Source organism: Streptomyces sp. NBC_01515, assembly GCF_045040345.1.
Lineage (GTDB): Bacteria > Actinomycetota > Actinomycetes > Streptomycetales > Streptomycetaceae > Streptomyces.
Genome location: NZ_CP109416.1, coordinates 217,693 through 242,593, shown reverse-complemented (window position 1 = coordinate 242,593; position 24,901 = coordinate 217,693). Strand labels below are relative to the sequence as shown.

At 67.9% G+C, this 24,901-nt stretch carries 18 protein-coding genes and 2 pseudogenes; 10 read left to right on the top strand and 10 right to left on the bottom strand.

Going from position 1 to position 24,901, the window contains the following annotated elements; all coding sequences use genetic code 11:
- Positions 1-76: 76 nt before the first annotated feature.
- Together OG407_RS01030 and OG407_RS01025 are read right to left on the bottom strand one after the other, a co-directional pair.
- Entirely contained in the window at positions 77-694 is a 618-nt protein-coding gene (locus OG407_RS01030; RefSeq protein ID WP_405854056.1) for a transposase, read from the bottom strand.
- 1,043 nt (positions 695-1,737) lie between these two features.
- On the bottom strand, positions 1,738-2,337 hold the full coding sequence (locus tag OG407_RS01025; protein ID WP_405854054.1) for a TetR family transcriptional regulator: 600 nt from the start codon (positions 2,335-2,337) through the stop codon (positions 1,738-1,740).
- Between the two features lie 146 nt (positions 2,338-2,483).
- Between OG407_RS01025 and OG407_RS01020 the strand changes: the two genes are divergently transcribed.
- The 4 genes and pseudogenes from OG407_RS01020 (at position 2,484) to OG407_RS01005 (ending at position 5,412) form a co-directional block, all read left to right on the top strand.
- Positions 2,484-3,956, top strand: coding sequence for an FAD-dependent monooxygenase (locus tag OG407_RS01020; RefSeq protein WP_405854052.1), 1,473 nt, complete (start codon positions 2,484-2,486; stop codon positions 3,954-3,956).
- A gap of 61 nt (positions 3,957-4,017) precedes the next feature.
- Positions 4,018-4,135 (top strand): annotated as a pseudogene (locus OG407_RS01015) (NAD(P)-binding protein); the annotation flags it as partial.
- A gap of 57 nt (positions 4,136-4,192) precedes the next feature.
- Positions 4,193-4,483: a transposase gene (locus OG407_RS01010; RefSeq protein WP_405854050.1), complete on the top strand. Its 291-nt coding sequence runs from the start codon at positions 4,193-4,195 to the stop codon at positions 4,481-4,483.
- Positions 4,471-5,412: an IS3 family transposase gene (locus tag OG407_RS01005; protein ID WP_405854048.1), complete on the top strand. Its 942-nt coding sequence runs from the start codon at positions 4,471-4,473 to the stop codon at positions 5,410-5,412. Before OG407_RS01010 ends, OG407_RS01005 begins: the two co-directional genes overlap by 13 nt.
- A 127-nt stretch (positions 5,413-5,539) precedes the next feature.
- On the opposite strand, the gene OG407_RS01000 is transcribed toward OG407_RS01005, so the two are convergent.
- Together OG407_RS01000 and OG407_RS00995 are read right to left on the bottom strand one after the other, a co-directional pair.
- On the bottom strand, positions 5,540-8,152 hold the full coding sequence (locus OG407_RS01000) for a LamG-like jellyroll fold domain-containing protein (protein ID WP_405854046.1): 2,613 nt from the start codon (positions 8,150-8,152) through the stop codon (positions 5,540-5,542).
- Between the two features lie 208 nt (positions 8,153-8,360).
- Entirely contained in the window at positions 8,361-9,821 is a 1,461-nt protein-coding gene (locus OG407_RS00995; protein ID WP_405854044.1) for an arabinofuranosidase catalytic domain-containing protein, read from the bottom strand.
- A 589-nt stretch (positions 9,822-10,410) separates the two neighbouring features.
- On the opposite strand from OG407_RS00995, the gene OG407_RS00990 reads away from it, so the two are divergent.
- Positions 10,411-11,442 (top strand): substrate-binding domain-containing protein, encoded by a 1,032-nt coding sequence (locus OG407_RS00990; protein ID WP_405854042.1) that lies wholly within the window; start codon positions 10,411-10,413, stop codon positions 11,440-11,442.
- 1,008 nt (positions 11,443-12,450) lie between these two features.
- Positions 12,451-13,680: a right-handed parallel beta-helix repeat-containing protein gene (locus OG407_RS00985; RefSeq protein ID WP_405854040.1), complete on the top strand. Its 1,230-nt coding sequence runs from the start codon at positions 12,451-12,453 to the stop codon at positions 13,678-13,680.
- 148 nt (positions 13,681-13,828) lie between these two features.
- Here the strand turns inward: OG407_RS00985 and OG407_RS00980 are convergent.
- From OG407_RS00980 to OG407_RS00970, 3 genes and pseudogenes are all read right to left on the bottom strand, one after another.
- A pseudogene (locus OG407_RS00980) lies at positions 13,829-14,639 on the bottom strand (IS5 family transposase).
- A gap of 26 nt (positions 14,640-14,665) precedes the next feature.
- The gene (locus tag OG407_RS00975; RefSeq protein ID WP_405854038.1) at positions 14,666-15,787 is read right to left on the bottom strand and encodes a hypothetical protein; all 1,122 of its coding nucleotides are present in this window, start codon (positions 15,785-15,787) and stop codon (positions 14,666-14,668) included.
- Positions 15,788-16,025: 238 nt separating this feature from the next.
- The gene (locus tag OG407_RS00970; protein WP_405854036.1) at positions 16,026-16,517 is read right to left on the bottom strand and encodes a MarR family winged helix-turn-helix transcriptional regulator; all 492 of its coding nucleotides are present in this window, start codon (positions 16,515-16,517) and stop codon (positions 16,026-16,028) included.
- 228 nt (positions 16,518-16,745) lie between these two features.
- On the opposite strand from OG407_RS00970, the gene OG407_RS00965 reads away from it, so the two are divergent.
- The 4 genes from OG407_RS00965 (at position 16,746) to OG407_RS00950 (ending at position 19,496) form a co-directional block, all read left to right on the top strand.
- Positions 16,746-17,345: an NADPH-dependent F420 reductase gene (locus OG407_RS00965; protein WP_405854034.1), complete on the top strand. Its 600-nt coding sequence runs from the start codon at positions 16,746-16,748 to the stop codon at positions 17,343-17,345.
- Positions 17,346-17,752: 407 nt separating this feature from the next.
- The gene (locus tag OG407_RS00960; protein ID WP_405854032.1) at positions 17,753-18,838 is read left to right on the top strand and encodes an MBL fold metallo-hydrolase; all 1,086 of its coding nucleotides are present in this window, start codon (positions 17,753-17,755) and stop codon (positions 18,836-18,838) included.
- A gap of 119 nt (positions 18,839-18,957) precedes the next feature.
- Complete coding sequence (locus tag OG407_RS00955) at positions 18,958-19,356, top strand: transposase family protein (RefSeq protein ID WP_405854030.1); 399 nt, start codon at positions 18,958-18,960, stop codon at positions 19,354-19,356.
- Complete coding sequence (locus tag OG407_RS00950) at positions 19,248-19,496, top strand: hypothetical protein (RefSeq protein WP_405868992.1); 249 nt, start codon at positions 19,248-19,250, stop codon at positions 19,494-19,496. The genes OG407_RS00955 and OG407_RS00950 overlap by 109 nt, the downstream gene beginning before the upstream one ends.
- Positions 19,497-19,860: 364 nt before the next feature.
- On the opposite strand, the gene OG407_RS00945 is transcribed toward OG407_RS00950, so the two are convergent.
- The 3 genes from OG407_RS00945 to OG407_RS00935 form a co-directional block, all read right to left on the bottom strand.
- Positions 19,861-22,077, bottom strand: coding sequence for a 1,4-beta-glucanase (locus OG407_RS00945; protein WP_405854028.1), 2,217 nt, complete (start codon positions 22,075-22,077; stop codon positions 19,861-19,863).
- A gap of 247 nt (positions 22,078-22,324) precedes the next feature.
- Positions 22,325-23,467 (bottom strand): GH12 family glycosyl hydrolase domain-containing protein, encoded by a 1,143-nt coding sequence (locus OG407_RS00940; RefSeq protein WP_405854026.1) that lies wholly within the window; start codon positions 23,465-23,467, stop codon positions 22,325-22,327.
- A 228-nt stretch (positions 23,468-23,695) separates the two neighbouring features.
- Positions 23,696-24,718, bottom strand: a complete 1,023-nt coding sequence (locus OG407_RS00935) for a LacI family DNA-binding transcriptional regulator (RefSeq protein WP_405854024.1) — start codon at positions 24,716-24,718, stop codon at positions 23,696-23,698.
- Positions 24,719-24,901 lie beyond the last annotated feature (183 nt).

Below are 24,901 nucleotides of genomic sequence, written 5' to 3'. Positions count from 1 at the left end.
CACGGACGACACGAAGCTTGTGTTGCCGCATAACGGATCTGTTACACGGAGTCGAGTCCTGACCGCGCGGGTCGGGTTACGGCGCGCCGTACGGCAGAGCCTCGCCGGACGCGTCGGGGTAGCGGTCCAGTGCGCCTGGGCAACGGTGGCGGCCAGCGGCGGTCTCATCGAACAGCCCGGCGAACGCCCGGAAAACGTGCGGCACTTGAGGCTTGATTTGCGGTTCGCCTTGGACGTCATTCGCGGCGACGCGGGCCGCCAACGGTGCGGCGGCGTCCAGCAGGCCATCGGTGTCGGTCAGGATGTGACGCTTGCGGCCGTCACGTGACTTGCCGCCGTCGTATCCGCGGCTGTCCTCGCCGACGGTCTCGGAGGCGTCCACCGACTGACTGTCGATGAATCCCGCACTGGGCTCGGCGTTGCGGCCGGCGCGTTGCCTCGCCGAACGTCGCAGGCGTTCGTACAGTTCACGCGCATAGTCGTAGGCCCGCCAGCGGCGGAAGAAGTCGTAGACCGCCCGCCAGTACGGGAAATCGACCGGCGGAGCCGTCCACTTCACGCCGTTGTCGACCAGATATCGCACAGCGTCGAGCATTGTCCGGTGGCAGTACGCCTCCGGACGCCCGCCCCGCTTCAGGAGCCAGGCCGGCACCGGCATCACGGCGCGGACCTCAGACCACTCCGCGTCCGTCATGTCACTCGGATAGCAGCCTGCCCGCCGTCCCGGAGCGATCGAACCGAACCGGTGCACGTAGCAGTCACACCCGGGGGTGACCACGGTGGACGCAGGCGCCGCGGTACTGCTCAACTGATCACGCAACGGGCTTCCTTGGTCGTGCTGGTGTCGTAACCGCGTCACTACCAAGGGGGCCGTTCTCTCATGCCCGCGACCGCACCCGAACCTCCGTCCAGATGATCACCCGCTGCCGCTCGAACAAGGTCCGGTTTGCCACAACGCACTGAAGGCCGCCATGCATGATGTGCCGGATCGCGTACACGACGCTCACCACGATCGTCAGGGTGCCCAGAGCGCCGATCAACTGCCACTTGCGCCGCTGGTGGCGTCCCCGAGTTCGACCATCCACCGATCATCCCGCCGCCCTCCCTCCGGAGAGCCGAGTTCTCCCATCCGTGACCGATCGGATTCGCCCCGATAAGGCAGCACAGCAGGCGGCAGGGAGCTCTCGTGCAGCGACCCAAGCGACTGACGGGCGGCATCGGATCTGAGGCCCGGGGTGAGGAAGCTAAAGCGAAGGTTTTTTGGAGATCGGAGCGCGGGTGAGGCGCCGTGGAGGCTTGAGATGATGACGGCGGTCTCTCCGCCGATGGGGCACCGGAGCGGCGAACGGGGTCGAGGCCGTCCACACTCAGCGGATACCCCAAGCCCTGCCCCGAAGTGCCAGGCTGACCCCCTGACCACCCAGCCGCCACCGACACCGCCAAGCGGTTCGGGCAAGCCCCGGCGGCAGGCCCGCCCGCCCCTGTCAACGTTGTCGATCGCGGCGCCGGGCTGCCCTCAAGCGCGGGCGGCAGAGCCACGGTTATCTGTCGGCTCGCCATCAACCACACCAGGAGCACAGCGCCCAGACCGCAGTGGGAGGAGCGCGAGAGGGAGCCAGTCGTGGCCGGTGGTGTGCCGGCCTGCCCCTGCTGCGCGCCTGTCCACGGGGCCCCGAGCGCCGTGCGCCACCGGCGGTGTGCGGACAGGCCCGTGCCCACCTTCCCCGCGGGCGGGGTTCAGTCCGTGGCCGCCCGGATGGTGGGCGGCCAGCCGGGCTCGATGATGTCGAACGCCGTGTCGATCATCCGTACGGGGTCAGCGGACTGGATCGCAAGTGAGAAGGCATCCAGGATGAGGTGGGCCAGGGCGGCGCAGGCCATGTCGTCGGCGGGCCGGCCGAGCTCCGCGGCGACGGCCTCCGCGAGCACCTGCTCGTGGCGCAGCCAGATCTTGCGCCAGTGGTCGCTCAGCGCGGGCGTGTCCAGGACGAGTTTCATGAACCGGTCGGCATGTCGGCCTGAAGCCGCGCGCTTGACCCGCTCTCGCATGTAGCGGCGCAACGATTCCAGGACGGGCATGTCCGGCGCACGTCCGGTCACGGCCTCGACCAGCGAGCGCTCCAACTCGTCGTCCAGATCGAAGACCAGCGCTTCCTTGGTCGGGAAGTAGTTCATGAGCGTGGTGGTCGACACATCGGCCGCCTCTGCGATCTCCCGGACGGTGATGTTGTCGAAGCCACGTTCCAGGAAGAGCTGCAACGCGGTCTCGCTCAGCGCTCTGCGGGTCGCGGCCTTCTTCCGCTCACGGCGGCCAGGATCCGCGTTGCTGGAGGTCATGGGCGTCACGGTACCATCAAATTGGAGTCGTGCAAAACTTGGAACCGTTGCACTTTTTGCGGGATCGAGCTACGGTCGCCGCCGACGGAGGCGCTGCCGCACAGCCGTGGGCAGCGATGCGTACAGCGGAGAAACGGTGATCATCGATGGTTGAAGGACAGGCCACGGACGCGGATGTCGTGGTGGTGGGCGCCGGCCCGACGGGACTCATGCTCGCCACCGAACTGCGGTTGCGCGGAGTGACCACGATCGTCGTCGACAAGCTCACGCAACGCAGCGAGTTCGGCAAAGCACTGAACCTCCAGCCGCGCACGGCCGAGGTGCTTGACCTGCGCGGCCTGCTCACGGCGGCGCAGGACAGGGCCGAAGGCGGCATCCCCGGCTCCCACTTCACCGTCGCGTTCCTGCCCTACACTTCCCTCGACACCCGCTACCCCTACCAGATGGTGCTCCCGCAGGCGCAGCTGGAAGCGGTCCTGGAGCAGCGGTTCCTCGAACTCGGTGGCGAACTGCGGCGGGGCTGGACCGTGGACGACGTCCAGCAGGACGAGAACACGGTCACCGTGCACGGCCCCGACACGCTCACGGCCCGCTACGTGGCGGCATGCGACGGCGGTCGCAGCAGCATCCGCAAGCTGCTAGCGGTCGATTTCCCCGGTACGGCGGCGACGGAGTACTTCACCATGGCCGACATCCGGCTCAGCCCGGGGGCCAAGGAATTGCCGCAGCTCACCGAACAGCAGCGGGAACGCAGGTCCATGCGCCGGCTGCGGCGTGCCGAGCCTGACGGATCCACCGCGAACCTGCTCCCCTACGCCGAACCGGGGCTGTACCGGATCCTCTACAGCGACCACCGCGCGGCCCGTGACGAGGTAACCAGGCAGCAGATCGTCGACGGCCTGCACCGGTTCTACGGTGATGACTACCAGCTTCAGGACGTCCTCTACGCCGGCCGCTTCGGCGACGCCTCCCGGCAGGTCGAGCACTACCGCACAGGACGCGTGTTCCTGGCCGGCGACGCGGCGCACATCCACTTCCCGGCCGGCGGCCAGGGACTCAACCTCGGTGTGCAGGACGCCTTCAACCTCGGCTGGAAACTCGCCGCCGTGATCACCGGCACCATGGCCGAGACCCTGCTCGACACCTACCACGCAGAGCGGCACCCAGTCGGCGCCCAAGTCCTGGAGAACACCCGCGCCCAGAACACCCTCCGCATCCAGGACGCAAACCACGAAGCCCTTCGGAGGGTCCTGGAACGGCTGCTCCAGACACCGGAGGCCAACCAGGCCATGGCCGAGACGACCTCCGGCCTCGCCATCAGCTACGGCGGCGAAGCACCGGTCGGTACCCGGCTGCGCGACTTCGAATCCGGCGGCTCCTGGGCCAGCACGGCATTCCACACCGGACACGGTGTGCTCCTCGCACGGAAGCCGCAGTACCTGGAGCAGGCACAGCCATGGGCCTCCCGTGTGGTCGGGCTGCGCGTCGACAACCTGCCCCTGCCCGGATGCGACGCCCTGCTCGTGCGACCCGACGGCCACATTTGCGCAGCCGTCCCGCACGACGACCTCACCACGGCGCTCTCGACATGGTTCGGGGCGCCCGACACCACCGCATGACCGGCGCCCGCGACACAGCCACCCGCCTTCCCCAGCGATCCTCCAGGAAGTGAGATCTCCTGTGACGGGGACACCCCACCACCCGATCGCGATCGGGTGGCGGCGGCCTCGGGGGGCTGACCGCCGCCGCGGTCCTCCACACCAACGGCATCGAGTTGACCGTGTTCGAACGGGAGGCCGGCCGTGACCTTCCCCTCGTAGCGTAGAGGCCGTGACTGCAGGGGAAGTTGAGGGTCATGGCGGGCAAGGGACGGAAGTTCGACGCGGAGTTCCGTGAGGGGGCTGTGCGGATCGTCATGGAGACCGGCAAGCCGATCGCGCAGGTCGCGCAGGATCTCGGGATCAACGAGACCACGCTGGCGAGCTGGGTGTCGCGGACCCGCAGGGCCGGCGGGGCCACGGGGACGGGTGAGAGCGAGGAGCTCGCGCGGCTGCGGCGGGAGAACGCGCAGCTGAAGAAGGACAACAAGGAGCTGGCCATGGAGCGTGATGTGCTCAAACGCTGCATGGTCTTGTGGGTGAAGTAGCTGTGGCGGAACCGGCGTTGCTCGTCGGGGTGATCAGCGACCGGAAGACCGTGCACAGCATTCCGCACCGCATCTCCTGTCGGGCGCTGGGCGTGTCGGAGGCGTGGTTCTACAAGTGGCGCCGCCGACCGTTCGAGCCGACGAAACGCGAGATCAGACGCGCAGAGCTGGCCGAGCGCATCTGTCACTTCTTCGATCGCTCTGGCCGGACGTACGGCTCGCCGAGGATCACGCTGGATTTGTGGGAGGAGGGTTGGCAGGTGTCGCAGAACACCGTCGCCGAGATCATGGCGGAGCTCGGTCCGCAGGGCCGTAGGCCGCCTCGTCGGCGCCGCTCGCTCACCCGCCCCGGCAAGCGGAAGACTGCTCCTGACCTGGTGCGACGCAAGTTCGACGCGATCGCGCCCACCGTCTTGTGGTGGGGCGACATGACGGAGATCGAGACCGGTGAGGGCAAGCTCTGTCTCGCATCCGTCCACGATGCCTTCTCGCGCCGCGCCCTGGGCCACGCGATGGGCTCGCGGCACGACGCCTCGCTGGTCAGTGCCGCCCTGCAGACGGCGATCGCGACCCGGGGCGGCCAGGTCGACGGCGTCATTTTCCACACGGACCGCGGCAGCGAATACACGTCCGAGGCGTTCCAGCAGCTGTGCGGCCGCTGGGGCGTGGTGCAGTCGATGGGACGCGTCGGGTCGGCGCTGGACAACGCCGCCGGGGAGTCGTTCCACTCGGTCCTCAAGGTCGAGTACATCCACCGGCACACCTTCACCACCCGCGCCGAGGACCGGCTGAAGACCGCCACGTGGATCGCGGATTTCTACAACACGAAACGCCGTCGCAGCACGGCCGGCGGGAAGCCACCCGTCGAGTTCGAACGGATCATCCAGGAAGCGCGAGCCCGGACCGATCAGGAAGGCCGGGCCGCATAACCAACGTCTCTACGCAACCAGGGGATTGACATCCTCGGTCCGTGTCAGGTTCGTCCCGACGGCCGCGGGGGAGCGCGCCCGTGATGTTGCCCGCCTGCGATGAGCAGGCGGGCGGGGTGGGCCGGGGTCAGGTCAGGATGAGTTCCAGGACGGTGACGGAGAGCGGCGGCAGGGTGCTGGTGAATGTCGCCGCGGCGCCGCTCACGACGCTGGACCTGGGCATGAGGGTGGTGGGTTCGGTCAGTGTGTTGGTAGTGGTCGCGGAGGGGCCCGTCAGGACGGTGGCGTTGGCGTTCGTCCTGACTCCCTTGGCCAGTCCCTTCAGTTCGATCGGCACATCCACCTTCTCCGTTCCGGAGTTGACGACCGCGAGGTAGAGATGTTTCCCGGAGCGGGTGGCCACGGTCGCGAGGCCGGGGAGGGCGCGTGTGGTGGCTGGCAGCACCGCTTCGCCGAGCTTGCTCGTCAGCATGCGCTGCGCCCAGTAGCTGGGCGACACGTAGCTGGTGAGGTTGTCGTAGGCGATCAGGTTGGTCGCCCAGGCGTTGTTCTTGACGTGGGAGAACAGTGGCGCGTAGCACTCCATCAGGACCTGGTCCGAGTTGCGGATCAGTCCGGCCAGCCAGGCGGCGTCACCCAGTGCGGCGTTGAGGTCGGGCGTGGGGCGGCCCTCCTGCGCGGCCCACTCACCGACGAATACCTTGGTCGAGCTGCGGTCCCGGTTGTCGTACTTGTGGGTGGCGGCCTGGGCGGCGGACGGCGCGAGGTAGTAGTGCTCGTCGATCAGGTCCGGTGTGCGGCTTGTCACCGACGTCGTGGCGATCAACTTCAGGTGTGGGTACTTCGCCTTGATCGCGTCGTGGAAGGCCGCGAACCGTTCGTCATAGGATCCGGAGGAGTCGAACCAGTCCTCGTTGCCGATCTCCACGAACTCCAGGGGGAACGGCTTCGGGTGTCCGTTGGCGGCTCGTTTCGCGCCCCAGGTGCTGGTGACGGGGCCGGTGATGTATTCGATCTCGTCGAGGGCGTCCTGGATGTACGGCTTGAGCGCGTCGCCGGTGACGTGTTCGCCCTTCAGCGCGTAGCCGGCGAAGACGGCGAGGACCGGCTGGGCGTGCAGGTCCTCGACCCACTGCAGGTATTCGAGGAGTCCGAGTCCGTCGGTGGACCAGTAGCCCCAGGCGTCGTCCATGTGGCCGGGGCGCTCCCAGACCGGACCGATGGTGTTCTTCCAGTTGAACCGTGTCGCGATCGTGTTGCCCTCAAGGAAGTTTCCGCCGGGGAATCGCAGGAACTTCGGCTTCAGGGCGACCAGTTTCTCCATCAGGTCGATGCGCAGGCCGTTGGGACGGTTGTGGTAGGTGGGCGGAAAGAGGGAGACGTGCTGGAGCCACAGGGTCTTGCCCGCGGCGGAAGGGTCGTCGGTGGTCACGGTCAGCACCGCGTCACCGGCCACAGGGGTGCGTGAACCGGTGTGCAGGGTCAGCTCGAAGGGGCGGCCGGGGAACGCGGTGCCGACGTGGGGCGTCCGTGCGGAGGCGTACACCGTCTTGCCGTCTGCCGACTCGATGGTCACCGTGAGTGGGCCGATGGGTCGTGATGCCTTGGCGAACAGCCGGGCGGTGTAAGTGGTTCGGGGCCGTACGGGTATGCCCCAGAATCCGTCATTGGACACCCCGGCCCGTTTCCTGGCGCCGGTACCGCTCGGCAGCACGACCTTGAGGGAACGCGTGAGGACGTCGTTGAGGGGCGTGGTGGTGTCGAGCGCGAGGGTCGTCCCGCCGACGGCGGACCAGTGCACGGGCGTGGTGTCGCTGGCCATCATCGAGCGGTTCTGCACCAGTTCGGCGTAGATGCCGCCCTCGCCGGAGTGGTTGATGTCCTCGAACATCAGGCCGGGAAGGATGGGGGACACGGCGTGTGCGGGGTTGGCGACGTCCACGCTCAGCAGCGGTGTCGTGCTCGCCACCGGCACCCCGGCCAGTGTCGCGACCTGCTCGGAGGTGAGGGCGGTCGGGAACAGCCACACGTCGTCGATCAGGCCGTGCCACTGGTCGACGTGCCCGCCGCCGTAGAGCGCCCGGCCGATGGCGGTGTCTCCGGTGCCGGCCCAGCCCGCGGTGTAGGCGGTTTCCCCTTCGAGTACGCCGTTGACGTAGAGGCGGGTGACACCGGCCGAGGCGTCGCTGACGCCGACGAGGTGGGTCCAGGTGCCGGCGGTGGGGGCCGACGCGGCGGCCGCGACGGCGGCGTTCTGGGTAGCGTCCGAGTCGAGCCGGGCGAAGGCGAAGGTGCCGGTGTCGTCGCGCAGCCCCAGGTAGAAGGCGCTGACGACCTTGCCGTCGATGCTGACGGCGGTCTGGTAGCCGCCCAGTTGACTGAGGTTGACCCAGGCGGCCACCGAGAACGCACCGGAGGTGTCGAGTGCCGGTCCGGACGCGGTGGCGTTCCCGCCTGCGGTGAGGCTCAGGCTGTGACCTCCGACCTTGCCGGTGTCCCAGGCGGCCGCCTCCTGGAGGGTCGCGGTGTGGCTGTTGCCGGAGGAGTCGGCGGCGGCGGTACCGGATCCCTCGTCGAAGCTCCAGTGCGCGGCCTCGGCGGGGAGATCCGTGGCAGTGTCCGCGGCGTCGGAGCGCTCGGCGGCCCCGGCGGGAGTGGGGGCGGCGAAGGTCCCGGCCAGGGACGCGGCACCGATGACTGTGAGGACGGTTCTGCGGGAGGGGCCGGCTTCTGCAGACATGGGGGACTTCCTTATGTGAGACGGATGGGTCTGGCCACCGGGAAGGGCGCTATTGGGAGGAGCGGTGGGTTCTGCCCTTCGCGGCGGTTGGGTGCGGTGGAGGGGGCGGTCGGGACGGTTCGGGACCCGTCCGCCGGTCGCCTTCCGAGGCAGGCCGATGGTCCGCTGTTGAGGAGGACGGCGGGCCATCGATGAGTCGGGGTTTCGGTCAGGGAGCGATGTTCCACTGCTGGCAGGTGTTGTCGAGCTGCTGCCACTGGCGGACCGCGGTGCCGTTGGCCGTTCCGCAGTTCGCGACGTCCAGCGTCATGCCGGTGTTGACGTTGCTGATCGTGTAGTGGCTGCCGGCCTTGGTGACGTCCCACTGCTGGCAGGTGTTGCCGAGCGGGACCCACAGCTGGACCGCGGTGCCGTTGGACTGGCCGCAGCTCTTGTCGTCCAGGACGGTGCCGCTGTTGACGTTGGTGATCGTGTAGTGGCCGTTGGCCGCGCCGGCGAACTTCCACTGCTGGCAGGTGTTGCCGAGCGAGGCCCACTCGTCGATCGCGGTGCCGTTGGCCGTCCCGCAGTTCACCGCGTCGAGAACCTTGCTGCTGTTGACGTTGGTCAGGCGGTAGGCGGTGCCGGTGACCGGGAAGGTCGCGGTCGGGGTGGTGTACGCGACAGAGGTGATGTTTGCCTGTACGGCGTTGTCGGCGGCGTCGGTCGGGTAGCCGGAGGTCATGACGCCTTCGAAGAAGGAGCCGTCCGAACCGTTGCTGTTGTCACCGCCGGTGCCCAGGACGATGGCGCCTTCCAGGCTCATCGGGGTGTATCCGCCGAGGTTGGGAAGGGCCCCGCTGTACCAGGTGGTCAGGCTGCCCGACTGGGCGTTGCCGCCCTTGATGGCGTAGGTCGTCTTGCCGTTGTTCTTCTCCAGGGCGGTGACGAACTCGCTGGAGTTGCCGGTGTTGGCCGAGTTGGCGCCGTTCCCTCCGAAGAAGAGGCCGTTCTCCAGGTCCGCCTCGACCCAGGGGCCCGATCCGGCGCCGGAACACGAGAACCAGCATTCCGTGCCGAAGTTGATGGCGTCCATGTGGCCGTTGCCGGTGTCGTTGCCGGACGTCTCGGCGTTGCCGTAGTCGAAGCAGCACCGGTTGTTCACGTGGTGGCCGCTGGTCACCATGTAGGCGCCCTCGGGGGAACTGCCGGTGGCGATGCCCGTGGTGCTGTTGTCGCGGTAGCCGACGCCGGCGTTCACGAAGATGCTGTACGCCTTGTGACCGCCGACCGTGACCGGCAGGGCGTCGGCGATCGCGCCGACGTCCTGCCCGCCGTTGCCGCCCGGCCCCTCGATGGTCAGGTTGTTGTGGTTCGAGCTCTGGTCGTAGATCTTGGTGATGATGCAGGTCGTGCCGGAGCAGAAGGAGTCCTGCGCCGCGGCGTTGGCGTAGCCGCCGGCGCTGAGGAGGCCGATGTCGGCGGTGGCGGAGTCCGAGGCGCGCTTGACCTGGTAGAGGGCGCCGTTGTAGGAGGCGTAGAGCGCCCGGGTGGTGCTGTGCGCCGCGGCGCAGGGTGTCCCCGCGGAGGCGTAGATGTCGCAGGGCAGGGAGGAAGCGGCCTGGGCCGTGCCCGCGGTGCTGATGACCCCGGCCAGGATGCCGGCGAGTAGGGCGAGGACTGCACCCACCGCCCTCAGCCGTAACCCTCTCAGATGTGTGGCTGTCACTGTGAACCTCTTCCGTCTTGGGTTCTTCTGCGGCCCGGCGCGGGTGCGCTGGGAGCAGGGGGACGTCAACCCGCTCGACCCTGAAGTTGTGAGCGCTAACAATCGAGGCTCTCGGATGCCGTGACTCATCCGAGCTGTCCGGGGGTGGGGGGCACGGTCGGCCTGCCGGCCGCTCTGTCGGAGCTGGCCGGGCGGTGTGCCTGCACCGTTCTCGTGCGGCCGGTGGCTAACCGGCCGATCTCGCGACTCCGTCTTTTTACGCTGGGATGAACAGCCGGTCAACACTGCTGAACAGTCAAGAAAGCGGAAACAAAGGTCATGTACTTCCATGGCTTCGGCGCCCGGTCCGGAGCGGCTCCCCTAGCCGTGGGTGACGGATGGGCAGGTCAGTGCGGTTCCGGGGCCCGTGGAACGGGTTGGAGTTCCGCAAGAGAGTGGATGGGGCACCTTGACCACCCCAGAATGTGTGCGCTAACAAATCCCTACGACGTGGCGCCTCCCACCGGAGAAGGCGCCGGATCGGATACATGATGGTGCGGGGAGGTGGAGCATGGACGCGGATCGCGCACCGGTGATGGCGGACGTGGCGCGGGTCGCGGGCGTCTCCCACCAGACCGTCTCCCGGGTCCTCAATGACCACCCGAACGTGCGGCCGGCCACCCGGGACCGTGTACTCGCCGCCGTCCGCGAACTCGGCTACCGCCCCAACGCCGCCGCCCGCACCTTGGCGACCCGCCGCACCCGCACCCTGGGTGTGATCAGTTTCAACACCACGTTGTACGGCCCGGCTTGCATGCTCTACGGCATCGAGCAGGCGTCCAGACAGCACGAGTACTTCGTCACCGTGGCCGCGATCGGTACGTTTGACCGGCGCTCGGTGCTGGATGCTGTCGACCGGCTCCTGGACCAGGGCGTGGAGGGAATCATCGTCATCGCACCGCAGACCGCCGCGGTCGGCGCACTGGCGAGCGTTCCCTCGGACGTGCCTCTGGTCGCAGTCGGCTGCGGCACCCACACCGCGCTGGCCTCGGTCGCCGTGGACAACGAGGCGGGTGCTGAGCTCGCCACCTCCTACCTGCTCGACCTGGGACATCGCACGGTGCACCACCTGGTGGGGCCACGCTCCTGGCTCGACGCGCAGGAGCGTGAGGCCGGATGGCGCCGGGCGCTGCAAAAGCGGGATGCTCCGGTGACCGAACCGCTGGCCGGTGGCGACTGGACAGCCCGCACCGGACACGAACTCGGTCGGCGGATCGCCGCCGACCACGATGTCACCGCGGTGTTCTGCGCCAACGACCACATGGCCCTTGGCCTGCTGCGAGCCCTGCAGGAGGCCGGGCTCCGGGTGCCCGAGGACACCAGCGTGGTCGGTTTCGACGACATGCCGGAGACCGAGTACTTCGGCCCGTCGCTGACCAGTGTCCGACAGGACTTCGACGAACTCGGCCGACGTGCCCTGCGGGCACTGATCGAGATCGTCGGCGATCCCGACGCCGGGATCCCGGCGTCCGGCGAGACACCCCACATCGTCATCCCGCCCACTCTCGTGGTGCGCACTTCGGCCACTCGCCCCAGAAGCTGACCGGCGTCGCCCTGGTCGAACCAGCCGGCCTGCCCGGAGAAAACAACTCAGACATGGGCAGCTCGCAGTTACGGTGATCGTCGACCATCCGGTCGGCCACCTTCCCTGATCTCCAGGGGCCGCACCCGTGAGTGCCGCGTATGCCCAACGTCCTTATGTTCCGGGCCGCTTGGGAAGTGGAAGAGGCGAAGTGGTCGCCTACGACCCGACAACACCCCAGCCTTGACGCGACGTCAGGCGTGCTGACCGTGCCGCCCGTCCCCCTGCCGCGGTACCGCGACCCGCTCCCACTCAGCGACCACCGCCCCTTCGCTATGTGCCGCCGCCCGAGTGGACCGGCCGGCAGACCAGAGAGGGCGGTAGGCACGGCGACGTGTTTCAGGCGCATGATTCGTCTCCAGGACCCGGCCTTGCGCGGCTGGTGGGAAGCGCTTGCGGTCGAAGCTGGGTGTATGCCTGGAGGACGTCAATAGTCACGTACATGTTTTTTATTTGCATCCATGGATTCACTGATGGTCGTTGCGCCGCCACGCCCGTAGGGGTGTTGGGGGCTGAGTATGGGCGGCACGGGCCGGGTCGACGCTGGGGGTCGAGCGGTTGAGCGCGCAGGGCGGGGCCGTTCGCTTGGTGGGCTCCTGCTTGTAGGGCCTACCCTCTGCCGTCGACTTCTGCCGCCGTGTTCATCTCCGGAGTCGGGGACTCGCAAACTTGAGACGTGCAGCGTGAGACGTCGCGATGCAGTCGCGTGATTCATCTACGTGAACAAATTCCGTACGACGCTATTGACGCAGTCACGGCAATTCCCTACGGTCCGAGAAAGCGCTTTCCCGCTCTGAGTCGACCTGATCAGTCAAGGGTCGAACAACTCCTGGGCATGTGGAAGCGCAGGAGAAGGGGCCCAGCTCGTGCTCCTGCTGTTCCGTCGGCGGACCCAGGGCCCAACGCCCGCCCCGACGACACGGACCAGAACCATCGCACCCCCACGACAGAGGAATCTGGAGTCAGGCGATGCAATCGAGAGCCGCAACAACATCGGTCAGCCTGCTGGCTGGCGCCCTCCTCGCGCTGTCCGGCACGGCTCAGGCCGTTTCCGTGCATGGCGACAACAGCAACACCGTGCCCGAGACCTCCGGTGGTTTGAAGGCGGTGAGCACCGTCCTCTACGTCGCGCCGAGCGGCAAGGACAGCGCTGCCGGAACACAGTCCGACCCGACGACGCTCACTTCGGCGATCAGTCGCATCGCCTCCGGCGGCACGATTTACATGCGTGGTGGCAGTTACGAGTACTCCTCGACAGTCACCATCCCGGCCGGCGGCAACGGCACCTCCAGTGCCCGCACCACTCTCTCCGCCTTCTCGGGGGAGAAACCGGTGCTGGACTTCTCGGCGCAGAGCGAGAGCTCGTCCAACCGGGGCATACAGCTGAACGCCAACTACTGGCACCTGTACGGCCTGACCGTCCAACACGCAGGCGACAACGGCATCGCCGTCGGAGGCAGCAACAACGTCATCGAGCGTGTGGTGACGGCGTTCAACCGCGACACGGGCCTACAGCTGGGCCGGATGGCCTCCAGCACCTCCGCGTCCCAGTGGCCGGCCAACAACCTGATCATCAGCTCGGAGTCGCACGACAACTCCGACTCCGACGGTGAGGACGCCGACGGCTTCGCCTCCAAGCTCACCACCGGTACGGGCAACGTCTTCCGCTACGACGTCTCCCACAACAACATCGACGACGGCTGGGACCTCTACACCAAGACCGACACCGGAGCCATCGGCCCGGTGACCATCGAGAACTCCCTGTCCTACAACAACGGCACACTGAGCAACGGCACCCAGAACAAGAACGGCGACCGCAACGGCTACAAGCTCGGCGGCGAGGACATCAAGGTCAACCACGTCGTCCGGAACAGCATCGCGTACCACAACGGCAAACACGGGTTCACCTACAACAGCAACCCAGGCACGATAACGGTGTCGGACAACGTCAGCATCGACAACGGCACCCGCAACTTCTCGTTCGACGAGGGCACTTCGGTGTTCCGGAACGACACCTCGTGCCGATTCAGCAGCGGCGGATCGAACGACAAGGTGGTCGGCAACGCCGACAGCTCGAACCAGTTCTGGTCCGGTTCGAACGGTTCCCGGTGCTCCGCGTATTCCGGCGCCCTGGAGTGGTCCTTCGCCTCGAACGGAAGCCTCGTTGTGACCTTCGGCGGCAAGGTGGCAAAGCCGTAAGCGACGCTCCTGCCCGGATGGGGCAATGGCTGGGACCCATCCGGGCAGTAGAGTCGCTCGCGGCTACACAGGGTCCCGCTGGAGCGTCCGCCGCTTCGACCTCAGGCAGAAACTTGTCGGCCCCATTGGCACGGCCTCACTGATCGTTTCAGAATGCCTTCCGGAGTCGGCGAAGGCAGATGATTCCGGAAGGCCAGCTCTGGCAGCCCTTGGTGGAGATCGGCACGGCGCTCGTAGCGGATCCGCAGCCGTTTGAACTGATGGAGCCAGGCGGATGTGCGCTCGACTACCCACCTGGTGCGCCCAAGGTCCGAGCCGTGTGCAACCCCGCGTCTGGCGATGACGGGCTTGATTCCGCGCGCCCACAACAGGCGGCGGTACTTGTCGAAGTCGTAGCCTCGGTCGGCGTACAGCTGTTTGGGCCGATTGCGGGGGCGACCGCGCAATCCCCGGATACGTGGGATCGTTTCCAGTAACGGGATCAGCTGCGTGACGTCGTGCCGATTTCCCTAGGTCACGGAGACGGCCGGCGGAGTGCCGTGCTGGTCGACGATCACATGGTGCTTGGAGCCAGGACGCGCACGATCGACAGGTGAGGGACCGACATGGTCTCCCCCCTTCAGAGCGCGGACGTGAGAGCCGTCAATCCCGGTGTCGTCCATCGCGAGCAGTCCCCATGCTCTCAATTCACCGAGGAGAGCGTTGTGGAGGCGGGGCCAGACACCGGCCTCGGTCCAGTCCCGAAGCCGACGCCGACTTGTCACCCCTGAGCAACCGACGACCTGAGCAGGAACATCCCGCCACGCGACGCCCTTCCGCAGCACGCAGACGATGCCGGCCAGAGAAACTCGGTCCGGTACCGGCAACCGCCCAGGTTTGCGGTACCGCCGAGAACGCCGCGGCGGGAGCAACGGAACCATTTGCTCCCACAGGTCATCAGGAACAAGATCGGCAGACATTCGGCAGATCCTGCCCCGACGTGCCTTCAGCCGGGAGTCGTTACATCGGCCGGTGCCTGAAACGACCGGCTCTCCCCTTGGTTTCCGAAAGCCGGATACCCCGGCAGCGGGGCCACCTCCCAGCCTCCGGAGACCTCACGCAACAACGACCGCATCGTCTCCGCGAACGCCGGGAACTCCTCCAGCGTGCTCGCCATCTCCCAGCGATGCCTCAGCACCTGACGCCTCGTCGGGACCGGACGCCGAGTCCGGTGCAGCGGCTCGTCCTCCACGGTGCGAGGAAGCATCCTCACCGTCGCGTCCATCGTCCAGACCGCTATGGCCTGCCGCATGCCGGCCTGCCACACCTCGTCCTCGGCCAGCGCCGGGTACACACCGACGACCTCCGTGCGATACGCCTGCTCGATCTCCGCGGCGATCCCGGCCGGCAGGGTGAAGACGCACCAGCAGCTGGAGAACGGCATCCGGCAGTACGCGGCCGTCAGGAACACCGACTGGTAGCAGGCCGCTTCGAAGTCGATCAGCCGCAGCCCCTGTGAGGTGAGCAGGTTGTTGTCGGGACAGGTGTCACCCGGGGTGAAGGCCGGATACTCCTCCCCACCCGCTGTCCCGATCCGGGCCAACTCCCCGGCAAGGCCCGGAGGAACTGCGATTCCGGCGCCGTCGAGCAGCCCGAGCAGATCGGTGGCCCTCTGCGCGATCCACGGCTCGTCCCCCCAGGACCGCATGCCCTTGTCGTACCGGGACCACAGCCGCGCGAGATCGGCACGCCGGTGCACCGACGCGGCGGCCAGTTGCCCGAGCCCGCGGGCCCAGGCCAGCAACCCGCTCTCCGCGGCCGTCGGATCACTCCCGAGCAGAACGTCCGCCAGGGTAGGCGCGTTCCCGAGATCTGCCATGACCAGCAGGGGAACGTCGGGGTCCACACCCAGCACCTCGGGACCGGCGATCCCGAGAGACAGCCCAGCGGCCTCAGCCGTGAAGCCGCGCAGGGACTCCGGCTCGTTGCCGAACGCCTTGACGATCACACTGCCGCCACCGGCCGTTTCACAGCGCAACACGGTGCTACGCGAGCTGCCACCCAGGTCGACCGGGCCGGACAACTCGACATCCAACAGTTCGCCGGCGGCGCGCAAGATCGACTCCACCCCGGCATTCTGCCACCACCACCTTGGACGCCGTAGGCCGCGCTGTGAACACCAACCATTTTGAAACGATCAGTTAGTTCAGAGAAGTGACCAGGCCAAACGAGATGGGTGCAGCTCTCATGGAGGGAAGATCGTCGATCAGGTTATGAGGCCGTGGTCGTGCTGATTGGGGGTGGGAGATCCTTCCGGCCGATGCAATCGGGCTGATGGAGGTCACAACCCGTCGCCCGGCGGCCGCTCAGCTTTCGGCGGTGGCGTCATCTTGGGCGGCTTCGTCGGCAAGCCGGCGGAGGATGCGTTCGTGGATGGCGGCAAGGGTGTCGAGCTCGTCAGGGGCGAGGAGATCGATGAAGTACCGGCGCACAGTGTCCACGTGCTGGGGTGCCGCTTCCTCGATCGCCCGGCGTCCGGCAGGCAGCAGGCGGACGAGGGTGCTGCGGGCGTCGGCCGGGTTGGTCTCGCGGGCGACCAGTCCGCGCTGCTGCATGCCCCGAACCTGATGGGAGAGACGGCTCTTCTCCCAGAGGAGCAGGTCGCACAGCTCTCGCGCGGGCAAGCGCTCCTCGGGATGCTCCGACAGTACGGCCAGGATCTCATAGTCGGCCTCACTCAGTGCGGAGTCCTGGAGGAGGCGCCGCTGCAGGCGGACATGAAGCTGGTGGTGCGCGTGCACGAAGGTCCGCCAGGCGCGGTCCTCGCGGGCGTCGAGCCACTTCGGTTCCGTCGGCATTCGCCCATTCTAGCTAGAGGTTGAGGACTCAATCAAATGGAGTTATTGTTGAGTCCTCAACCGCTTTGCGGAGAGGGCCGCGCCCCGCCGACGGCTTGGTCGGCGGCCCGGCCCCGGTACTGGTCGGCCGCACCGCGGGCCGTCCCCTGACACGCAGGCACCATCGCCGCGGTCATCGCCGGGAGGGCGGCCGATCGTGCGAGCCCACAGCAGTGAAGGAGCACACCGATGAAGTTCGGGATGATCGGTGCGGGAACGCTGTCCCGTGCCGTCGCCGGTCACGTCGTGAAGGCCGGACATGACGTGATTTTCAGCAACAGCCGCGGCCCCGAGACGCTGGGTGACGTCGTGGCCGCCTTTGGTCCTCGCGCCTCGGCCGGCAGTGTGGCCGAAGCCGGTGCCGCGGACATCGTCGTCCTCGCGGTCCCCTGGTCGAAGGTCCGCGAGGCGGTGCGCCACCTGCCGGCCAGAGAGGGGCGGATCGTCATCGACGCAACGAACCAGTGGATCAAGCTCACTCCCTCGTTTGTCGCAGAGCACCTCGACATCGGTGGAAGTGAACTGGTCGCCTCGCTGATCCCCGGGGCACATGTCATCAAGGCCTTCGACAACATGTACGGCCGCTACGTCGCAGCGGAACCCGTCACCGAAGCCGGCCGCCGGATCCTCTTCTACGCCGGCGACGACCAGGACGCCAAGAGCGTCTTCCGCTCCGTCGTCGAGGGCTTCGGATTCGCTCCCGTCGACCTCGGCCCGCTGGTGATGGGTCGCCTCATGCAAGTGGACGGAGGGCCGCTGACCGGTCTGCACGCCATCCGAGAGGGATGACCACCCCGGACCACCGACCTTACGGCCCTCAGCCCTCCGCCGTCGGCGGGACCACACCCACGCAACAGGAGTTCGCTCAGCGGCCGTTCGTCGCCAGCAGAACCAACCGAACGCCGCGCTCAGCGGTGTCGACGGTCAGAACCAATTGCATGACCGCCGACAGATGGACACTCCGAGCCGGTCGGCAGGTGATCGGACCGAGCCTCGAACCCTCGATCTCCACGGCCACCACACGACCGTGACCGGCACCGGTATCACCGCGTTCGCACTGGTCTCCCTGCGGACGGAGGCGCGGCAGGCATGACACATCGTCGCCACGAAGCCGCCTTCCCGGTATCCGCAGGCTGCCCGGTACAACTGGCCTCTTCCAAGGGCAACCCACACACATCTCACAAAGGAGCAAGACGATGACAACGGAGCCACAGCAGTCCGACGCCCGACGCACATTCCTCAAGCGGACGCTGGCCGCCGCCGCAGTGCCCGCCGCAGCCACTTTAATCGGCGGCACACTGCCAGGCACCGCAGCCGCAGCAGAGGCTTCCGACCTGCCCGAGTTCGCGCCGGTGCCGAGGAGCGCGCTGGGACCCGCGCTCAACGCCGACGGCTATTTCGTCGGCCGCATCAAGGGCAACCTGTACTGGGTCACCGACTCCTCCTACCAGCCCATGTTCCTGAGCACACGCGACGGGGTCGTACTCGTCGACGCACCGCCGAGCATCGGCCACAACCTGCTGCGCGCCATCGACGACGTCACCAGGGCCAACGGTCGACCCAGCAAGGTGACTCACCAGGTCTACTCCCACTCCCACGCCGATCACATCGCGGCCTCCGCCATCCTGGGCAAGGATGTCGTCCGCATCGGCCACACCGAGACCCGTCGCCTGCTGCTCATCGACGCGGACCCCAACCGGCCGGCGCCGACGGTGACCTTCGACGACCACTACACCCTGCGAGTCGGTGGCGAGCGCCTCGAACTCGCCTACCACGGTCCTAACCACACGTACGACAACATCTTCATCCACGCACCCGACCAGGAAACACTGATGGTTGTGGACGTGTTCTATCCCGGCTGGGTGCCGTTCACCGGCTTGGCCGTCTCCCAGGACATCCGCGGCTGGGTGACCGCGCACGACGAGGCGATGCGCTACCCGTGGAAGACCCTGGTAGGCGGCCACCTAGGCCGCCTCGGCGTCCGCTCCGACGCCGACCTGCAGCAGCAGTACGTCGCCGACCTCGACGCGAGCACCCGGGCCACCTACGATTCCCTGGACCCCGCCCCGTTCTTCGACAGGTACGGGCCCTCGGGGAATGCCTGGGCGATCTTCAAGACCTACTTCGACGCCCTTGCCGAGCAGGCGGCCCTTCCCGTCACCGCCAAGTACACCGGAATACTGGCCGGGGCCGACGTCTACACGACCGACAACGCCTTCGCCATGCTCGAATCGCTACGTGCCGACTACGGCGTGCTCGGGCCCTCCGGTATCCATCCCTAATGTGATGCGCCAGAAATCCTGATGGTTAGTTACTGCCCTGTTGGCATGTCGCATCCCGGGCCTTGCGCAGGGCGGTTTCAAAGTCTCGTTGATCACGTGAGTGTGCAGGTCGCGACGGTATGACGTTGCGTGGTCGGCCCGGTCCGTACGCAACGAAGCTCCGGTTGATGCCGGTGACCGATCAAGTCGCCTGCACCGCCCGGAGCTTCGATGTGCCGTCAGTCTGCAGCATCTGTCTGATCAACTCGCCCACCCGTCAGCACCGGTTGGTCGGGCCGCTGGCCCTTCGGCTGCGGACCCTGGCCGATCCGCGGCATCGGCGCGGGAAGCGTCACTCGTTCGTGAGTGTGCTGCTGGTGGCCTGCTCGGCGGTGCTGACCGGGGCGCGTTCCCTTGCCGCGATCGGCCAGTGGGCACGAAGCGCCCGCGGGACGCGTTCGCCAGGCTCGGCACCCGCGTCGCGACAGTCTTCGATGTGCGGATCGCACCGAGTGCGGCAACCATCCGCCGGGTGCTGAATGCTGCTTGTCCCGGCGGTCTGGCCGACCTGCTCGGATCCGATCTGGCCGGGGCCGAGACCCTCGCGGTGGACGGCAAGAGCGCCCGCGGCTTGCGCCACGGAGAGATCCCGGCCGCCGCCAAGGACCGGCTGATTTGAGCCGGCTTGAGCTGACGGGCAGGCGCTCCGTTCCTGGACTCCTTCCTGCACTGGACGCGGTGGCCTCGGCTACGCTCGGCCCTGCCCCGACGCGGTACTCGACCCGGCGGACACGCACACACCCAAGGGCAGCCGCCCGCAGCAGTGGAGCTCGCTCAGGCCGGCTGGCTACGGCCTGCTTCGGGTAGAGGTCCCGTCGGCTGAGAGGCACCGTGGATCGCTTTGCGGCCGGACGTCGTGCGGCCGACGCGGGTCCAGTCAGCCCGGCACCGACTCCGTCCACCGACACCGAGCCCCTGCGAGCGGAGCGCTTGCAGGGGCAACAGTCGGCTCATCCGGCTCCGGCCGCGGTGGTGTTCGCGTGTCAGGCCGGTTGGCCGAACTGGACACCGCGGCCGTTGGTGGCCAGGTACACCTGGCCGTGGACCCGGGGGTCCCCGGTGATGGCCTGGCCGATCCAGGCCCACTGGTGCTGGTCGTCGTTGATGCGCAGCCAGGTTTTCGCGGCGTCGTCTGAGCGGTAGACGCCGGTGACGCCTCCCACGGTGGCGACCTGGTAGACCGAGAGGAAGGAGGATCCGTCGGCCGCCGCACCGAAGCCGAGCGTGTACGAGGCCTGGCAGCTCGTGATCTTCGTGAAGGATTTGCCGCCGTCGGTGGAGCGGAACAGTCCGTTGCCCTTGGTGCTGAGCCACAGGTCACCGGAGCGTCCCGGTGCCACGGCCAGCTGGTACCCGCCGTCGCCGGAGGGGAGTCCGGTGGCCCGGGCCGCGAACGTCAGCCCCTTGTCGGTGCTGGCGAGCAGCTTTCCCGTGGCGGTGTCGAACGCGTACAGGACCTTGGGGTCGGCCGGGTCCGCCACCGGTGTGGCGCCGGCGGGGAACGAGGAGATCTCCGACCAGGTGGCGCCGTTGTCCGTGGAGCGCTGGGTCGGGTGCTTCGTGCCGTCCCAGTGGATGAAGGACCACACCAGCACGGTGCCGTCGGCGGTGGTGGCGATCGGTCCCGGTGCCTCCTTGGCGATGGCGGGCTGGGACTTGAAGGGTGTCCAGGTCTGCCCGCCGTCGTTCGAGTAGGCGCCGTTGCCGTTGTCACCCATTCCCGTGCGGACCACGTAGGACGGCTTGTTCGCGGCCTGTGCGATGCCCGTCGCCGTGCCGAAGATGGGGTTGGTCGCCAGGCCGCCGGCCGGAGACGCCGTGAGCTTGTCGTGGTAGAGCGTGCCGATGTCCCGTGAGCCGCTGAGCAGGTGTGCCTGGCCGGTCGGGGGCGAGATCAGGAAGAGCACCGACGTCTCCTCCAGGCCACGGATCTGCGGGGCCCACTTCTTCAGGTCGCGGGTGCCGTAGAGCGTGGCGCCGGTGCCGTAGACGATGTGCTGGGAGTCGAACGGGTCGATGGCGGCCATCTGGATCCACCAGCCGAACGTCGGCGCGGCCTTGCCCCACTTGAGGTAGGGGGTCTCCGACACGTCGATGGTCGCCGAGTCCTCGAGGGAGGTCCAGGTGCGGCCCCCGTCGGTGGTGCGGAACAGGGTGTCGCCCGACGACCAGCGGTTGTTGGTGGTGACGACGACGGTGCCGCTGCGCTGGGCGTCGACGGCCGCCCCGCCGTATCCGAAGCCGTCGGTGCCGCCGGGCTTCACCGGGGTGACATCGGTCCACGTACCGGTGGTGACGGCCAGTTTGTGCACGCTGCCGTTGGACTGGCCGTTGGGGCCGGGCGCGTCGGCGTACGTCACGTACAGCTCCTTGGCGCGGCTGTCGTACGCGGCTCGCATCGGCATCTTGGCCGCGGGCCCGGCCGGCTGCCCGGCGACGGGTACCCACTTGGTGCCGTCGGCGGTGCTGTACAGGGTGGTCGCGGACGAGGTGCCGTCGCCGTCACCCCAGCCCGCGTACAGGGTGCGCTCGGCGGCGACGAGGACGGTGACGCCCTGGCCGGAGGCGTTGGGCTTGGGCGGGAAGCCCGGCGCGGCGGCCCAGGTGTTGCCCCGGTCCGTCGACTTGAGGAGGCCGTCGTGGCGGGTGCCCAGCCACAGGGTGTCACTGTTGCGCGGGTCCACGAGGAGGCGCTCGCCCGTGCCCCGGCCGTCCTCGTTGGATCCGAGCTTCACACTGAGGTTGGTACGGGTCCAGGTGGCCCCGCGGTCGTCGGAGCGCAGGAACGCGCCGTTGCCCGCCCACGACTGTGCGTAGGTGCCGAGAGCCAGGTAGAGGCGGTCCGGCTTGGCGGGGTCGATGGCCAGGGACTCGACACCGAGGAGGTTCTGGTCGTCCTGGCTGAGCCAGTCCAGCAGCGGGACCCAGCGGGCCGCGCTGTCGTCCCAGCGGTAGGCGCCACCCATGTCGGTACGGGCGTAGGCGAGCCCCCGTGCGGCGGGGTGGAACACCACGCCGGTGACGAATCCGGTGCCGCCGATGAACACGTTGCGCCAGTTGTAGGGCGACGCTGCGGTTGCCGCGCCGTGCGCGGATTCCGCGGCCTGGGCACGGCCCTGGAGCGAGGAGAGACCGGCGAGTGCGGCGGCGGCCGCGCTCCCCGCGAGAACGGCACGCCGACTCAGATCGGACCCATGCATGACATACCTCGATCTGTGGAGCTGGGGAGGTGGGGCGGCCACGGCGCGGATCAGTGATTGACCTGCAGGCGTGATTACTCCGGCTCATTGTGCATGTCCGTTTTGTCATTTAATGTTTGGCGGTGCCGAAGGCGAGCGCGTGTCTGTCGGTACTCCAAGGTGCTCGGTACCGGAAGGGGCGTTCCGTGTGACCTCCGGGCCCAGCCCGTCGGCTTGGCGGTGGTCGGGCCCGGAGGCTGAAGGTGTGTTACGCGGTGGTGCAGGCGTTCCCGTTGAGGCTGAAGCCGGCGGGGCTGGCGAAGGTTCCGTCGGTAGTTCCCTGGAGCCCGAAGGTCACCTGGCCACCGGCCGCGATCTGGCCGTTGTAGGCCACGTTGCTCGCCGTGACGGCTCCTGACGACGAGGACAGGTTCGCGTTCCAGGAGTTGGTGATCCGCTGCCCGGAAGGAAGGGCGAACGCGAGCTGCCAGCCGTTGACGGGGGAGGAGCCGGTGTTGGTGATGGCGACGTCCGCGGTGAAGCCGCCCGGCCAGACGTTCGTCGCGTACGCCACCTTGCAGGACGTGGAGCCGCCGGGGTCGCCCGGGTTGCCCGGGCCACCGCCGGAGGACCCGGTGTTCACGGCGGAGGAGAACGAGGTCACGGCGAGCCCCGCGCCGTTCTGCCAGGGCTCGAACCCGGCCTGAACGCTCGTCAGATACCAGTTGTTCTGCGCGAGTCCGCGCGAGACGGCCTGCCGGGCGAAGTCCATGACGTCGAAGGACCAGCTGGTGACCGCCGACGGCGCGACGAACGACAGCACGTCGTTCGAGCCGTTGTTGCCGGACCACACCTGCCAGTCGCGCCCGCCCACGCTGGCGGTGGCGACCGGGGATCCGATGGGCTGGATGGATCCGACCTTGTTGAACCAGATCATGATCTCGGTCCTGTTGACGCCGTCGGTGCGTGGCGTGGGGTCGAGCCAGATGTCGTACGCGGCGTCGTACACCGCGTCGTTCACATAGCTGTAGGAGATGCTCGACGGCGCGGTGGAGACGGCGCTGAGCTGCGCGGGAAGGTTGGTGCCGGGCGAGCAGTTGGTGTAGTGGCAGCCGTTGTAGACGGACGGGTACGACTTCGGAGCGCCGTTCGTGGGGACGGATCCGTCGGCCTGGGTGATCCTGAATCCCGAGTCGGTCGCGGTGATGCACTGGGCGGAGCTGGTGCCCCAGCGGTTGTTCTGGACCACGTAGCGGCCCTGGATGGTCGTCGTTCCGAAGGGCTGGCAGATCGTGGTGTCGGCCTGTGCCGCCGGCGCTGTGGTCAGAAGCGCGGCGAGCGAGACGAGCGAGGTGAGCAGCGCGCCGAGCAGGCCACGCGCGCTGCGGGCATGGTGCGTTGAAGGACGCATGCGGATCCTCTTCCGAGGGATGGGGGTGGTGGGGGAGTGCTCCTGCGGCTAAATGAATGGGAGCGCTCCCAAAACTTGGCTCGGCAGGACTGTAGGGATGGTTCAGGTCCATGACAAGACTGTGAGCGTGAACCCGTCGAAGCGATTTCTGAGTCGCAGGTCGGACACGGGGACGAGACACAGTGCGCCGACCCGCGGTGCGTTCCCCGGCGGATGCGGCGACGGACGTCAGGTCGAGTCGCGGACCACGAGCTCCGTACGGAGGATGACGTGACGCCAGGCCACGGCGCCCTCCTCCATCTCCTCCAGGAGCAGCCGGATCATGGCCCGCCCGATCTCCTCGATCGGCTGACGCACCGTCGTCAGCCGTGGTGCGGTCTGCTGGGCCAGCGGAAAGTCGTCGAAGCCGATCACGGCGACGTCCTCGGGCACCCGGCGTCCGGCCGCGCGCAGCGCCTCCAGAGCCCCCGCGGCCGTGGTGTCCGACGCGGCGACGACACCGTCGATCTCCGGATGCCGTTCGAGGAGCTCGGCCATGGCGCGGCGTCCGCTGTCCGTCGTGAAGTCGCTTTCGGCGACAAGGGTCGGCAGGCTCTTCAGGCCCGCGAGTTTGAGGGCCTCCTCATAACCGCGCAGCCGGCACTGGGCGGCGTACAGGTCGAGCGGCCCGGTGATGGTGGCGATGACCCTGCGGCCCCGTTTGGCCAGGTGGGAGACGGCGCTGCGGGCGCCGCCGATGTTGTCCGCGTCGACGTAGCTGACGTACTCCTCCCCGGAACGGCGCCCCAGCAGCACGGTCGGCAGCCGGGCCTCGGCGAGCATGTCGGGCAGGGGGTCGCCGGCGTGCACGGACATCAGGAGGACGCCGTCGACCCGGCCGCCGCGCGCGTACTCGAGGAAGCGCTGCCGTTCGGTGTCCGAGCGCACCAGGGTCAGCAGCAGTTGTATTCCGGTGTCTGTCAGCGCGTTTCCGAGCGAGTTGACGATCTCGGAGAAGAAGGGCTCCGCGAACTGCCGCCAGTCCGGCTCCGTCATGACCAGGGCGACGGCGTCTGCCCGCCGACCGGCCAGGGAGCGGGCCGCGAGATTGGGCACATAGCCCAGTTCCTCGATGGCCTGCTGTACGGCCCGGCGCGTCGAATCCTTCACACCCGCCGCGTTGTTGATGACACGGGAGACCGTGCCCCGTCCCACCCGCGCATGGACGGCCACCTCCTCCAGCGTCGGTGCCCCCGGGCGTCGCCTGCCCATGACCACCTCCCCCAAGAGATTACCGATCTTACCGGCCGGATGGGGTGAGCACACGAATTCACCAGTGGCATAGTTACGGGCTGTTGTCCTGCCCCCATGGATTGGGAGCGCTCCCGTTCTGGTTGGGGAGGTGTGGGCGTTCTCCGCCGGTGGTCATAAACGGAGCGAGCTGCCAGGCCCTGG

Bases quoted from the DNA above. Each gene is read 5' to 3' on its own strand.
- OG407_RS01030 (WP_405854056.1), bottom strand. From the start codon at position 694: ATGACGGACGCGGAGTGGTCTGAGGTCCGCGCCGTGATGCCGGTGCCG.
- OG407_RS01025 (WP_405854054.1), bottom strand. From the start codon at position 2,337: ATGACCTCCAGCAACGCGGATCCTGGCCGCCGTGAGCGGAAGAAGGCC.
- OG407_RS01020 (WP_405854052.1), top strand. From the start codon at position 2,484: ATGGTTGAAGGACAGGCCACGGACGCGGATGTCGTGGTGGTGGGCGCC.
- OG407_RS01010 (WP_405854050.1), top strand. From the start codon at position 4,193: ATGGCGGGCAAGGGACGGAAGTTCGACGCGGAGTTCCGTGAGGGGGCT.
- OG407_RS01000 (WP_405854046.1), bottom strand. From the start codon at position 8,152: ATGTCTGCAGAAGCCGGCCCCTCCCGCAGAACCGTCCTCACAGTCATC.
- OG407_RS00990 (WP_405854042.1), top strand. From the start codon at position 10,411: ATGGACGCGGATCGCGCACCGGTGATGGCGGACGTGGCGCGGGTCGCG.
- OG407_RS00985 (WP_405854040.1), top strand. From the start codon at position 12,451: ATGCAATCGAGAGCCGCAACAACATCGGTCAGCCTGCTGGCTGGCGCC.
- OG407_RS00970 (WP_405854036.1), bottom strand. From the start codon at position 16,517: ATGCCGACGGAACCGAAGTGGCTCGACGCCCGCGAGGACCGCGCCTGG.
- OG407_RS00965 (WP_405854034.1), top strand. From the start codon at position 16,746: ATGAAGTTCGGGATGATCGGTGCGGGAACGCTGTCCCGTGCCGTCGCC.
- OG407_RS00960 (WP_405854032.1), top strand. From the start codon at position 17,753: ATGACAACGGAGCCACAGCAGTCCGACGCCCGACGCACATTCCTCAAG.
- OG407_RS00955 (WP_405854030.1), top strand. From the start codon at position 18,958: ATGACGTTGCGTGGTCGGCCCGGTCCGTACGCAACGAAGCTCCGGTTG.
- OG407_RS00945 (WP_405854028.1), bottom strand. From the start codon at position 22,077: ATGCATGGGTCCGATCTGAGTCGGCGTGCCGTTCTCGCGGGGAGCGCG.
- OG407_RS00940 (WP_405854026.1), bottom strand. From the start codon at position 23,467: ATGCGTCCTTCAACGCACCATGCCCGCAGCGCGCGTGGCCTGCTCGGC.
- OG407_RS00935 (WP_405854024.1), bottom strand. From the start codon at position 24,718: ATGGGCAGGCGACGCCCGGGGGCACCGACGCTGGAGGAGGTGGCCGTC.